Origin of the sequence: Aquabacterium sp. (assembly GCF_048860245.1) — a bacterium.
Taxonomy (GTDB): Bacteria; Pseudomonadota; Gammaproteobacteria; order Burkholderiales; family Burkholderiaceae_C; genus Aquabacterium.
On sequence record NZ_JBLIZW010000115.1, the window covers coordinates 41,871 to 54,615 of the forward strand.

Here is a 12,745-nt window from a genome sequence, read left to right on the forward strand (position 1 = left end):
ATGGCGCCCCGACAGTCATTGCAACGACGTGTGCTGTGGATGGTGCTGGGCGCCGTCACGGCGGTCTGGCTCGTCACCGCCGTGATCGTGTGGCGAGAGGTACAACACGAGCTCGATGAGCTGCTGGATGGCCACCTGGCCCAAGCGGCCGCACTGCTGGTGGTGCAGCAAAGCGGGGAGTCGATTGAGCACGACTCCACCCCAGATGCGCCCACCCTGCACCGCTATGCACCGAAGGTGGTGTTTCAAGTCTGGCACGAGGGCGTGCTGGTACGGCGTTCGGCCCAAGCCCCCCTCAGCCCCTTGGCGGATCACGACCATGGCTACAGCGCACAGGTGATCGACGGTCAGCGATGGCGCGTGTTTTCAACCCGTGGCGACACCAGCGACGTGGTCGTGCACGTGGGTGAAAGCGTCTCGGCCCGCACACACATCCTGACCTCGGCCATGCGCAGCATGCTCACGGCCCTGGGTTTGGCCTTGCCCATGCTCGCCTTGCTGATCTGGTGGGCGGTGCGACGCGGCATGACGCCCCTCGCCGAGCTGGCGCGCACCCTCAAAGGCCGGCATGCCGAAGAGCTGGCGCCGATCGAGTTGGCCCACGCTCCCACCGAAATGACCCCGGCCATCAAGGCCTTGAACGCACTGTTCGTGCGCATCGAAGGCCTGCTCGCCTCAGAACGGCGCTTCACTGCCGACGCCGCCCATGAACTGCGCACGCCCGTGTCGGCCATCCGCACGCAGGCGCAGGTGGCCCTGATGTCCACCACCGACGAACCACGCCAGCATGCGCTGCAGGCCACCATGGCAGGCTGTGACCGTGCGTCCCGTCTGATCGACCAGTTGCTGATGCTGGCACGCCTGGAAGCCGGTGACGCCCCGCCTTTGCAACCCACCGACTGGGTTCGCCTGACACGCACCGTGATCGCAGATCTGGCCGACAAGGCTCTGGACAAAGCCCAAACCATCGAGCTCGACGCACCGGCTCAACGTCAAGCAATGGGCAATGAACCCCTACTGATGGCCCTGATCCGTAACCTGGTCGACAACGCCATTCGCTACTGCCCCGAGCAGGCGCACATCATCGTCCACATTCCGGCTGAGGGCCTCATCCAGCTGACCGTCGATGACAGCGGACCGGGGATGACCGAGGCCGATCTGCGGCGCCTCGGTGAGCGGTTTTTCCGTGCATCGGGCCACGTGGCCTCAGGCAGTGGCCTGGGCTGGTCCATCGCCACACGCATTGCCAAGGTGCACGGCTGCCAACTGCTTGCCCAGCGCTCTGACACATTGAAGGGCCTTCAGGTGGCGGTCGTTGTCCGCTCGGATGCCCCTTCATCTGCGCTGCAATAAAAAAGCAAGCACAGTTTTCTGTTCGCTGTTATAGTGTTTGCGTTTGCTGCCGTTTCGCTTTCCTCCGCAGCACATGACGTCCTGCACGCATTACGTACGCGTTGCACCTTCAGCATCTGACCTGAGCCAGCACTTGGCCTCGTGCGATGCCCTCCCAGGCAAGCTTCGTCTGGTTCATCGCTCCCGCTCAGTCTGAGATCCATCCCTTGCGGTGGTTCGCCGTCAGGCAGGACAAGAATCTTCTCCATTCGTCAGTTCGCATCCGAAACCAACCCGGTCGTGAGGTCGCCTGACTCGCTTATTGGCTGCGCCATCTCGCAGCCCACATCTTTTTGAATCATCTCTCTCCCCAAGCCCAAACGGTGGGTCGCTTTGCGCTGTCCCCCATCACCCGGCAAACCGAAGACGGCCAGTACGCCGCTTCGCTCTCCATTCGCAGTGGCCGCGGCTCAGGCACACACGATCGCGTGTATCGCTTCACCCCGCTGTTTCCCACTGCCCAAGCCGCCGCACGCTTCGCGCTGGATCAAGGCTTGAGCTACCTCCGTCAGCCTGCCTTGCCCGCCTGACGGCGACATCAGGCTGCTCATTGCTTTTCGAACAAGGATTCATCCATGGCCAAAGAAGAACTCATTGAAATGCGTGGACAGGTCGACGAAGTGCTGCCCGACTCCCGCTTCCGCGTCACGCTCGAAAACGGTCACAGCCTGGTGGCGTATACCGGCGGCAAGATGCGCAAGCACCGCATCCGCATCCTGGCGGGTGACAAGGTGTCCCTGGAGCTGTCGCCTTACGACCTGACCAAGGGTCGCATCACCTTCCGTCATCTGGAGCCTCGTGCAAATGGAGCGCCTTCTGCGCCCCCACGCCGTCGCTTCTGAGTCAATCCTGACATTCGGCCTGACGCTGCGGCAGGCCTTCGACTCTCCGCAGCATGTTCTGAAAGGGTCCACAATGGACAACAAGCTTTACGTCGGCAACCTGCCCTACTCGATGCGCGACGATGACCTCCAACAGCAATTCGCTCAATTTGGCAGCGTCAACTCCGCCAAGGTCATGGTTGACCGCGACACAGGCCGCTCCAAGGGCTTCGGCTTTGTGGAGATGGGTTCGCGCGACGAAGCGCAAGCTGCCATCCGCGGCTTGAACGGCCAGTCGTTCGAGAACCGCGCACTGGTGGTGAACGAGGCTCGTCCTCGTGAAGAGCGCCCTGCCGGTGGTTTCGGCGGTGGTCGCGGTGGTTTCGGTGGCGGCGGCCGTCGCTACTGATCCCGATCAATCCAAGTGATGCGATCAGCAGAGCCCGGCTACCAGACCAAACAAACTCAGGTTGCCATACGGGGCACAGACAATCTGCTGATTCGCTCACTGCTGGACAGGCAGCAGTACGCCGACCCTCACGGGGAGGCGACTGCCGCCGGCTTCTCTGAAGCCAACTGGCCGCTGTTTGGCGTCCTCTGGCCATCCGGGCTGCAATTGGCCGCCCACATGGCATCCCGACTGCTCGTCTCTGGCGAGCGCGTCTTGGAAATTGGCTGCGGACTGGCTTTGGCCAGCCTCGTTTGCCACCGTCGTGGCATGGATGTCACGGCTTCTGACGCACACCCTTTGGCGCTGCATTTCCTGATGGACAACGTGGCGCTCAACGAACTCCCGCCCCTCACCTATCGACATGGTGACTGGGCTGCCGAGATCAGCGAACCGGTTCACAACCGCCATCCCGCTGTTCAAGGCCGATTCGATCTCATCATGGGCAGCGACGTGCTGTACGAACGTGATGTGTATGGCCACCTCGCAGGCTTCATCGCGCGACACGCCATGCCCTGCGCCGAAGTGCTGATCGTCGATCCCAATCGGGGCAACCGGTCACCGTTCATCAAGCGCATGTCAGCGCTGGGTTTCTCCCTGACCGAATCAACGCTGGACACCCCTGAAGCCGATGGGCTGCCCTATCGAGGGCGGCTGTTGCGTTTTTTAAGGCCGGCTTCAATGCACGCCTGAATGCAAAAAGCCTCACTCGCCGAGTGAGGCTTTTTCTTGGGTGAAGCTGGTAGGCCCCCCGGGAGTCGAACCCGGCACCAACGGATTATGAGTCCGCTGCTCTAACCAAGCATGAGCTAGAGGCCCTTTGGCTGCGCCCTTCAGGCGCCGCCTGGCATTGTAGAGCCTCCGTTACAGGCTTTTGAACCCTGCGCGTCCCGCGCACCACATCAAGGCTGACTCAGCGCGTTGGACACCAAACGAGACGTGATGTCCACGATCTCGATCATGCGGTCGTAGGCCATGCGGGTGGGGCCAATCACGCCCAGCGTACCGACCACTTGCCCGTTGATCTCGTAAGGGGCCGAGACCACCGACAGCTCTTCAAAGGGCACGATCTGGCTCTCACCACCGATGTAGATGCGCACGCCATCGGCGCGGCTGGACCCATCGAGCAAGCGCATGAGTTGCGTCTTCTGCTCGAACAGATCAAACATGCGACGCAAAGACCCCAGGTCGCTGGAAAAGTCTTCCACGGTCAGCAAGTTGCGCTCACCGGCCAGCACCAGCTGCTCGCTACGCTCGGCTTGCGCCTCGTCGCCAGCCTGCACGGCGGCCTGCATCAGCTGCGCCAAATCACTGCGCAGCTGATCCACCTCCAGCTTCAGGCGGGCCCGCATTTCGTCCAGCGTCAGGCCGGAGTAATGACTGTTGATGAGGTTGCTGGCCTCGATCAACTGGCTCTGCGTGAAATCCTGCGGGGTGAAGATGACGCGGTTTTGCACATCACCATCAGGCGACACCAGAATCACCAGCACCCGCTTGTCGCCCAGACGCAAGAACTCGATGTGGCGAAACACGCTTGCCTTGCGCGGAGAGGTCACCACGCCCACAAACTGCGACAGGCTGGACAGCATGTGCGCCGCATTGGCAATCACCCGTTGCGGCTGATCGGGCTGCAGGTGTTCGCGCGCTTCTTGGGCCAGTTCGCCCAGGCCCTGCGGGCGGGCGGTCAGCATGGTGTCCACAAACAGGCGATAGCCCTTGGGTGTGGGCACACGACCGGCCGAGGTGTGGGGACTGACAATCAGCCCCAGCTCTTCCAGATCGGCCATCACGTTGCGGATGGTGGCCGCAGACAGGTCAAGCCCCGACGCACGCGACAAGGTACGTGAGCCGACCGGTTGCCCGTCGGCGATGTAGCGCTCTACCAGCGCTTTCAGGAGGATCTTGGCACGGTCATCCAGCATGGCTGTTCCATTCTAGATTCACGCAAGGTTCGTGGCGTCCCTTTGTCGGCGGGGATTGACCTAATTTGACACAGTCACTGTGGTGTAATTCGCCGCATGTCCTCCCACTCGACCTGCCGCTTTCGCCACGCTGCCCTGGTTGGTAAATACCAGGCTCGCGGGATCCGCCCCATCCTGGAAGATGTGGCACACATCCTCGCCCGCGCCGGGGTGGATGTCTCTCTGGAGGAAGAAACGGCTCAGAACACGGGGATGACGGAATACCCCGCCTTGTCGATCAAGGAAATCGGCAAGCATTGCGACGTGGCCGTGGTGCTGGGGGGCGACGGGACCATGCTGGCCATCGCCCGCGAGCTGGCGCCGTTTGACATTCCCCTCATCGGGATCAACCAGGGGCGCCTGGGCTTCATCACCGACATCCCGCTCAAGGACATCAACACCATCTTGCCGTTGATGCTCAAGGGGCAGTATGAAGAAGAGTGCCGCGCCATGCTGGAGGGCGCCGTGCTGCGCCCCATCGACGGCGACACCTGCGAAACCATTTACGAAGGCTACGCCATCAATGAAGTGGTGGTGAGCCGGGGCGCCACCGCCAGCATGATCGAGTTGCGCGCCGAGATCGACGGGCAGTTCGTCACCAACTACCGCGCCGACGGTCTGATCGTGTCGTCGCCCACGGGCTCGACGGCCTATGCCATGTCGGCGGGCGGCCCCATCATGCATCCCAGCCTGGGTGGCTGGGTGATGGTGCCCATTGCCTCGCACACGTTGTCGAACCGCCCGCTGGTGGTGTCGGATGACGTGACCATCACGATTGAAATCGTGGCCGGCCGCGACGCCAGCATGAACTTCGACATGCAAAGTCTGGCCAGCCTCTTGCACGGCGATCGCGTGACGATTCGCCGATCGGCCCACAAGGTGCGCTTCCTGCACCCCGAGGGCTGGAACTACTACGCCACCCTGCGCCGCAAGTTGCGCTGGAATGAAGGAGTGAGTTGATCCCATGCTGCGGCGTCTGACCCTGCGTGACTTCGTCATCGTGACGAACCTAGAAGTGGACTTGGGCCGCGGCTTCACGGCTCTGACGGGTGAAACGGGCGCGGGCAAGTCGATCCTGATCGACGCCCTGCAACTGGCGCTCGGCAGCCGTGGCGATGCCGGCGTGGTGCGCGAAGGCGCAGCCCGTGCCGACATCACCGCCGAGTTCGAGCCCACGCCCGAACTGGCCCAACACCTTGCCCCCTGGCTGGAAGAGGCGGGCTTTGACAACCTGGAGCCGGGTGCGCCCTTGCTGCTGCGTCGTGTGGTCGACAGCCAAGGCAAGAGCCGCGCATGGATCAATGGCTCACCGGCCACGGCCACGCAGTTGCGTGAACTGGGCGAACATCTGGTCGACATCCACGGGCAACATGCCTGGCAAAGCCTCACGCGAGCTGAGTCGGTGCGCACCCTGGTGGATGCACAGGCTGGGGTCGACACCGCCGCCTTGCAACAAGCGTGGATCGCCCGCCGTGACGCCGCACGTCGTCTGGAAGAAGCCCGCAGCCGGCAAACCGACCTGGATCGCGAACGCGAGCGCCTGCAATGGCAAATTGGCGAGCTGGACAAGCTCAGTCCGCAGGCCGATGAGTGGGAGGCCCTCAATGCCGAGCACACCCGCCTGAGCCACGGACAAGCCATTCTGGACGCAGCACGACTGGCCCTGGATGCGGTCTCGGAAGCCGATGACAGCGCGGACAGCCTCACCTCCCGCGCCATTGATGCGCTGGAAGAGGTCGCCTCGGTCGAGCCGCATCTGGCCGATGCCCTGCAAGTGCTGCGCGACGCCCAAGCGCAACTGCAGGACGCCGCCCGCAGCCTCAACAGCGCGCTGCACCACACCGAACTGGACCCCGACCGGCTCGCCGAATTGGACAGCCGCATGTCGGCCTGGATGAGTCTGGCGCGTCGCTACCGGCGTCAACCACAAGAGCTGCCCGCATTGCTGCAAGGCTGGCGAGAGGAACTGGCCGAACTGGATGCCGCCAGCGATCTGGATGCGCTGGACCAAGCCGCCCAACGCGCCCACAAGTTCTGGCTGGATACGGCCAAAGCGGTCTCGAAGCAACGCGCGGCCGTCGCCCCCTCCTTGGCCCAAGCCGTGACCGATGCCATGCAGACGCTGGGCATGGGCGGTGGTCGCTTTGAAGTGGCCCTGACACCCCAGGACGAACCCCAGGCCTTCGGGCTGGAGTCGGTGGAGTTTCTGGTGGCTGGCCACGCCGGCAGCACCCCTCGGCCCATTGGCAAGGTGGCGTCAGGCGGCGAGTTGTCGCGACTGGCGCTGGCCATTGCCGTGACCACCTCGCAGCGCAGCGACGAGCGCAGCCAGGTCGGCACCCTCATCTTTGACGAAATTGACTCGGGCGTGGGCGGAGCCGTGGCCGACACGGTGGGGCAGCTCATGCGCCGTCTGGGCCACGATCGTCAGGTCATGGCCGTGACCCATCTGGCGCAAGTGGCAGCGTGTGCCCACCAGCATCTGGTCGTGGCCAAGTCGGTTCAGTCAGGCCAGACCACGAGCGCCATCCGCGCCGTGCGCGACGCCGAGCGGATTCACGAAGTGGCCCGCATGCTGGGCGGTGCCATCACCGACACCAGCCGCGCGCACGCCGAAGCCATGCTGCACCACGCCAGCCAGGATGCCAAGCCGGCCCGCCGCCGAAAGGATGCCACCGCATGAACGCCCTCGACATCGTCTTGCTGACCGGCATTTCTGGCTCCGGGAAGTCGGTGGCCCTCAATGCGCTGGAAGACGCCGGCTACTTCTGCGTCGACAACCTGCCGCCCGAACTGCTGCCCGGCATGATCGAGTTGGAGCGACAACGCCCGCCCGAGCTGCAGCGCCGCGTGGCCGTGTCAGTGGACGTGCGCAGCGTGCATTCGCTGCCGCAACTGATGCCGGTGCTGGATGCCCTCAAGCAAGGCGGCCACAAGGTGCGCTCGGTGTTTCTGGATGCCAGCACCGATGCGCTGGTACGCCGCTTCTCTGAAACGCGGCGCCCTCACCCCTTGTCTACACGTCAACCGGCCGCCACCGCCGAGGGGGAAACCTCCGGCGACCAGGCTTTGGTAGATGCCATCAATCAAGAGCGCGAACTGCTGGAGCCGCTGCGCGAGTTGTCGACGGTCATCGACACCACCCTGCTGCGCCCCGCGCAACTGCGGATGTGGGTGCGCAACATCGTGCAGGCGGCGCCGGCTCGCCTCACACTGGTATTCGAGTCGTTTGCGTTCAAGCACGGTGTCCCCATGGACGCCGACTTCGTGTTCGATGTGCGGATGCTGCCCAACCCCTTCTACCTGAAGGAGCTCAAGCCGCTGACCGGCCGTGATCAGCCTGTCATCGACTATCTGGACGCGCAGCCCGAGTCCGCTGAACTGTTGTCGCAGATCGAGGCCTTCTTGCTGCGCTGGCTGCCCGCCCTGGAGGGCGATCAGCGCAGTTACGTCACCGTGGCGCTGGGCTGCACGGGCGGCCAACACCGGTCGGTGTATTGCGTGGAGCAACTTTTCAAGCGCTTTGCCCCACGCGGGGTCGTCCTGGCCCGTCACCGGGAACAGGACGCCCGCTGACCCAAGCGGCGGATCAGCCTTGAGCCAGGGCCTGTTGCAGGGCCTGCTTGAGTTGCTGACCGATCTCGGGCTTGTCAGAGAACGGATCGGTGGGGTTGCGTCCCTGCACCACGTCTTCAAGACGGGTCTGCACCATGGCCAGCGCCTGTGGATGGGTGTAGATGTAGAACTTGCCGGCTTCGATGCCGTCGTACACCAGCTCTGCCGTATCGGCTGCGGTCACCTTGCCGGACGTCACAGCCTTCGAGCTCATGGCGTGCGCAATCATCTGGCTGGCCGTGGGCTTGGCATCGCTGCGCAGCTCGGCAGGACGGTTGCGGTAAGACTGGTGGATGCCGGTGGGCACGAAGTACGGGCACAGCACCGAAGCATGCACCTGGTCGCTCACCAGCGCCAAGTCCTGGTACAGGGTTTCAGACAGGCTCACCACCGCGTGCTTGCTGACGTTGTAGGCACCCAGATTAGGCGAGTTCAGCAGGCCAGCCATCGAGGCCACGTTCACGATGTGACCTTGGTAGGAAGGGTCCTTGCGCGCTGCAGCGAGCATCATCGGCGTGAAGATGCGCACGCCGTGGATGACACCAAACAGGTTCACACCCAGCACCCATTCCCAGTCACGCTGAGAGGCTTCCCAGATCAGGCCACCGTGGGCCACACCGGCGTTGTTGACCACGATGTGGGGGGCGCCGAAGCGCTCTTTGCACAGGTCTGCCAGCGCTTGCACGTCTTCCGCACGTGACACGTCACCGCGCAAGGCGGCCACCTTGGCGCCCGCTGCGGTCAGCTCGGCCACGGCAGCGTCCAGCGCGTCTTGCTGAACATCGGTCAGCACGAGGTTCAAGCCCTTCTTGGCCCCCAGGCGAGCGAGTTCGAGGCCAAAGCCGCTACCGGCACCGGTGATGACGGCCGTTTGGCCGGGTTGCAGATTCAAAGACATGTCAATTTCCTCTCCAATAAACGATGTGCCTCAGCGTCACACCCAGAACATCAATCGGAACCGGGGCCGCTCAGCGGCGAGCCCCCTTGTGCCAGCGCTTGTCGGCCTGTGACCGGCATCGCTCGCATGTACTTGAACGAGGCGGTCGCGTGGGCACACAACTGCCCTTTCTCGTCCACCACCTTGGCCTCACAAAACGCCATCGAGGCCGTGCTGTGCATCACCTGGCCCGTGGCGCGCAACAGGCCTTGACCAGGGCGCATGAAGGTCGTCTTCATCTCGATGGTCACAATGCCCAAGGCCTGCCCCAACGCCTCCGGCCGTAAGCTGCGCGCCGCATGCGCCATGGCGACGTCCAGCACGGTCATGACGATGCCGCCATGTGCCACGCCAAAGGCATTCGCATGTGCGGGCCCCAGTACCAGCGTGATCTCGGCCACCCCGCCCTCACAACGCTGGAGTTCACACCCCAGCTGCTCGACAAACGGGCTGACGATGGGAAACGGAATGGCCATGATCGTGTGCGGCCTCAGCCACCCGTGACGGCGCTCAAGCCACCATCCACGGCCAGCACCTGACCGGTGATGTGCTTGCCCGCCTCCGAGGCGAACAACAAGGTGGCGCCTTTGAGGTCTTCGTCATCGCCCAGACGCAACAAGGGCGCTTGCGCCGCCATCTTGTCTTCGCCCACGGCCGCAATGGTTCCTGCCGTCATCTTGCTGGGGAAGAAGCCTGGCGCAATGGCATTGACACGGATACCCAGGTGCCCCCACTCGGCGGCCAAGGCTCGGGTGAAATTGATCACCGCGCCCTTGCTGGTGTTGTAGGCGATGGTTTGCATGAACGGAGGATTACCGCCCAAGCCCGCAATCGACGACACGTTGATGATGCGCCCTTGCTTGCGGGGAATCATGCTGGCCTTGGCCACCGCTTGCGACAGCAGGAAATAGCCACGGATATTGAGATCCATGACCTTGTCCCACGCTTCGAGCGGATAGTCCTGCGCAGGCGCGCCCCAGGTGGCCCCCGCGTTGTTCACGAGGATGTCGATGTCGCCCACGCGCTCCAGCGTTTCTTGAACCAGGCGCTGGATGTCATCGGGCTTGCCCGCGTCTGCGGCAATCCAGCGGGCATCAATGCCTCGATCTTGCAGCGCCATCACCGCTTCTTCCAGGTCGGCGGCTTTGCGCGAACTGATGACCACCTTGGCCCCGGCCTCGCCCAGGGCCTGTGCCATTTGCAGGCCCAGACCGCGTGAACCACCCGTGATCAGTGCAGTCTTGCCCTGCAGGTCAAACAGTTGTTGAACCGTGCGAATCTCGGTCATGCTCTTGCGCCCTATCAGCAGAAGTAGTCCAGCACATGGCGGCTGGACGCCATCTCGCGGATCTGCGCCACCACCGTCTGGTGGTGCGGATGAGGCTGGTATGCATCCAGCGACGCCTTGTCCACAAAGGTGGACACCAGCACCACGTCGGCATTGGCTTCCAGCCCCTCGGTGCGAATGCCCACCTCGAATTCATGCATGCCCGCCACCAGGTCTTTGCAGCTGTCCAGCAAGGCTTTGACCTTGGGCGCGTTGGCCGGGTCCTTGAGCGAGAACATCACGATGTGTTTGATCATGTCAGCGGCCTTTCTGCCTCAGAACCAGTCGGCTTCCACGCGTGCACAGGTCAGATCCCGGCGCGACACCACGGCCAGCCAGGCGTCGATCTTGGGCAATTCATAGCCAAAGAAATAGTCTGCAGCAGCCAGCTTGCCCTTGAGGAAACCGTCGCCCAGCGGGCTCTTGTCCCACTGACCTTCGGCTTGGGCCGCCTTGGCGGCCAGCGCCAGCTCCAGCCAGATCCACGCCAGCACGGTGTGGCCAAAGGCTTGCAAGTACAAGGTGGCATTCGCCAGCGCCTCTTCAGGCTGTGCGGTGCTCCAGGCCGCCTTGGTGGTGGCGCCCACCTTTTGCAGGGCACCCGCCAAAGCGTTGGCATGCAGGGCCAGCCCTTCGACCTGACCCGCATTTTGAATGGTTTCGCTGATGCGCTCGGCCAGCACCGCCAAAGCCTTGCCGCCATTCATGATGACCTTGCGCCCCAGCAAGTCCATGCCCTGGATGCCGTGGGTGCCTTCGTGGATCATGTTGAGGCGGTTGTCGCGCCAGTATTGCTCCACGGGGAAGTCGCGGGTGTAGCCCGCACCACCCAGCACCTGGATGGCTTGGCTATTGGCTTCCAACGCCCATTCGCTGGGCCAGCTCTTGGCGATTGGCGTCAGCAGCTCCAGCAGCAGGCGTGCCTTCTCGGCTTCTGCCTCGGAGCCGGTTTGTTCATCATCGACCAACTGGGCGCACAGCATGGCCAGCGCCAAGCCGCCTTCGGCCACGGTCTTTTGCATCATCAGCATGCGCTTGACATCGGTGTGCTGAATGATCGGAATCTGGGGGCTGCCGGCATCCTTGCCTGCGGCGGTCATGGGGCGACCTTGCGGCCGGTCCTTGGCATACGCCAGCGAGGCTTCGAAGCCGGCATAGCCCAGCATCGTCGCGCCCAGACCCACACCAATGCGGGCCTCGTTCATCAGCGTGAACATGCACTTGAGGCCCTCACCGGGCTTGCCGATCAGGTAGCCCACCGCCCCGGCTTGACCATGCACAGGGAACTTGCCTTCGCCAAAGTTCAGCAGGGTGTTGACAGTGCCGCGGTAACCACACTTGTGATTGAGCCCAGCCAGCGACACATCGTTGCGCTGGTCGGTAATGGTGCCATCGGCCTCAACGAGCTTGCGCGGCACGATGAACAGCGAGATGCCCTTCACGCCGGGGATGGTCTTGCCATCCTCACCGGGAATCTTGGCCAGCACCAGGTGGACGATGTTGTCGCCCATTTCATGCTCACCGCCCGAGATCCACATCTTGTTGCCCTTGAGGCGGAAGCGCGGTCCCAGAGGATCCTGTTGCCACGGCAGTGCGCCATGCGCCTCACTCGCGGTGTCCGGCACTGCTTTGGTCGCGATGTCTGACAAGCTGGAGCCCGCTTGGGGCTCGCTCAGGCACATGGTGCCAAAGGTGCGCCCTTCAAAGCTGGGCTTGGCAAACACGTCGATCTGTTTGGGTGTGCCGTGCGCCAGGATGGTGTTGGCGTTGCCGCGCGTCAGCATGGGGTAGCCCGCCAACGACACGCTGGCCTTGAAGAAGAAGCTCATGGCGGCCATCTCGACCACCGTGGGCAACTGCATGCCCCCCACTTCCGCATCTTGGGCCCCGGCAATCAGCCCGGAATCGATGAAAGCTTGCAGCGCCTTGGGGGTTTCGGCCGGCAGGTGCACACGCTCACCGTCGAATTCGGGCTCCTGCACATCGGTCAGGCGATTGAACGGTGCAAATTGCTCAGCAGCAATCTTCTCGCCCAGGTCCAGCACCGCATCGAAGGTTTCGCGGCTGTGCTCGGCATGGCGTGGGCGTTGGCACAAGGCGTCGGCCTTCAACCAGTCGTAGAGCAAAAAATCCAGGGTGGCGCGTTGAGTCATGTTTCAGCAAGGCGGCACTGCCGCAGCAACTTTCAAGGCAAAAAGAAGCCCAGCCAGGCAATGGGCCAGACTGGGCTTGTTCGCGGGTGAT

At 63.3% G+C, this 12,745-nt stretch carries 14 protein-coding genes and 1 tRNA gene; 8 read left to right on the forward strand and 7 right to left on the reverse strand.

Features of this window, described 5'->3' with window-relative positions; all coding sequences use genetic code 11:
* The 5 genes from ACMV18_RS13065 (at position 1) to ACMV18_RS13085 (ending at position 3,354) form a co-directional block, all read left to right on the forward strand.
* Entirely contained in the window at positions 1 to 1,353 is a 1,353-nt protein-coding gene (locus ACMV18_RS13065) for an ATP-binding protein (RefSeq protein WP_420818203.1), read from the forward strand.
* A gap of 332 nt (positions 1,354 to 1,685) precedes the next feature.
* Positions 1,686 to 1,922: a hypothetical protein gene (locus ACMV18_RS13070; RefSeq protein WP_374256826.1), complete on the forward strand. Its 237-nt coding sequence runs from the start codon at positions 1,686 to 1,688 to the stop codon at positions 1,920 to 1,922.
* A 45-nt stretch (positions 1,923 to 1,967) separates the two neighbouring features.
* Positions 1,968 to 2,234, forward strand: coding sequence for a translation initiation factor IF-1 (infA, locus tag ACMV18_RS13075; protein ID WP_374256827.1), 267 nt, complete (start codon positions 1,968 to 1,970; stop codon positions 2,232 to 2,234).
* Positions 2,235 to 2,307: 73 nt separating this feature from the next.
* Positions 2,308 to 2,622, forward strand: coding sequence for an RNA recognition motif domain-containing protein (locus ACMV18_RS13080; RefSeq protein ID WP_420818204.1), 315 nt, complete (start codon positions 2,308 to 2,310; stop codon positions 2,620 to 2,622).
* Between the two features lie 18 nt (positions 2,623 to 2,640).
* Positions 2,641 to 3,354 carry a class I SAM-dependent methyltransferase gene (locus tag ACMV18_RS13085; RefSeq protein ID WP_420818205.1) on the forward strand — a complete coding sequence of 238 codons (714 nt, stop codon included), beginning with the start codon at positions 2,641 to 2,643 and terminating at the stop codon, positions 3,352 to 3,354.
* A gap of 47 nt (positions 3,355 to 3,401) precedes the next feature.
* On the opposite strand, the gene ACMV18_RS13090 is transcribed toward ACMV18_RS13085, so the two are convergent.
* Together ACMV18_RS13090 and hrcA are read right to left on the reverse strand one after the other, a co-directional pair.
* Positions 3,402 to 3,480: transfer RNA gene (locus ACMV18_RS13090), tRNA-Ile, on the reverse strand.
* A gap of 83 nt (positions 3,481 to 3,563) precedes the next feature.
* Positions 3,564 to 4,583, reverse strand: coding sequence for a heat-inducible transcriptional repressor HrcA (gene hrcA / locus ACMV18_RS13095; protein ID WP_374256835.1), 1,020 nt, complete (start codon positions 4,581 to 4,583; stop codon positions 3,564 to 3,566).
* A 96-nt stretch (positions 4,584 to 4,679) separates the two neighbouring features.
* Between hrcA and ACMV18_RS13100 the strand changes: the two genes are divergently transcribed.
* From ACMV18_RS13100 to rapZ, 3 genes are read left to right on the forward strand one after another with little or no spacing between them, the layout of a single operon-like run.
* Positions 4,680 to 5,582 carry an NAD kinase gene (locus ACMV18_RS13100; RefSeq protein ID WP_374256836.1) on the forward strand — a complete coding sequence of 301 codons (903 nt, stop codon included), beginning with the start codon at positions 4,680 to 4,682 and terminating at the stop codon, positions 5,580 to 5,582.
* 4 nt (positions 5,583 to 5,586) lie between these two features.
* Positions 5,587 to 7,305 carry a DNA repair protein RecN gene (gene recN / locus ACMV18_RS13105; protein WP_420818206.1) on the forward strand — a complete coding sequence of 573 codons (1,719 nt, stop codon included), beginning with the start codon at positions 5,587 to 5,589 and terminating at the stop codon, positions 7,303 to 7,305.
* Positions 7,302 to 8,198 carry an RNase adapter RapZ gene (gene rapZ / locus ACMV18_RS13110; protein WP_374259159.1) on the forward strand — a complete coding sequence of 299 codons (897 nt, stop codon included), beginning with the start codon at positions 7,302 to 7,304 and terminating at the stop codon, positions 8,196 to 8,198. The genes recN and rapZ overlap by 4 nt, the downstream gene beginning before the upstream one ends.
* Before the next feature lie 13 nt (positions 8,199 to 8,211).
* On the opposite strand, the gene ACMV18_RS13115 is transcribed toward rapZ, so the two are convergent.
* From ACMV18_RS13115 to ACMV18_RS13135, 5 genes are read right to left on the reverse strand one after another with little or no spacing between them, the layout of a single operon-like run.
* On the reverse strand, positions 8,212 to 9,135 hold the full coding sequence (locus tag ACMV18_RS13115) for an SDR family oxidoreductase (protein WP_374259151.1): 924 nt from the start codon (positions 9,133 to 9,135) through the stop codon (positions 8,212 to 8,214).
* A gap of 50 nt (positions 9,136 to 9,185) precedes the next feature.
* A complete protein-coding gene (locus ACMV18_RS13120; RefSeq protein ID WP_420818207.1) occupies positions 9,186 to 9,650 on the reverse strand; it encodes a PaaI family thioesterase in 465 nt (154 codons plus the stop codon).
* 14 nt (positions 9,651 to 9,664) lie between these two features.
* Positions 9,665 to 10,462 (reverse strand): SDR family oxidoreductase, encoded by a 798-nt coding sequence (locus ACMV18_RS13125; protein ID WP_374259153.1) that lies wholly within the window; start codon positions 10,460 to 10,462, stop codon positions 9,665 to 9,667.
* A 14-nt stretch (positions 10,463 to 10,476) separates the two neighbouring features.
* Positions 10,477 to 10,758, reverse strand: a complete 282-nt coding sequence (locus tag ACMV18_RS13130; protein ID WP_420818208.1) for a Dabb family protein — start codon at positions 10,756 to 10,758, stop codon at positions 10,477 to 10,479.
* Between the two features lie 18 nt (positions 10,759 to 10,776).
* On the reverse strand, positions 10,777 to 12,654 hold the full coding sequence (locus ACMV18_RS13135; RefSeq protein ID WP_420818209.1) for an acyl-CoA dehydrogenase: 1,878 nt from the start codon (positions 12,652 to 12,654) through the stop codon (positions 10,777 to 10,779).
* Positions 12,655 to 12,745 lie beyond the last annotated feature (91 nt).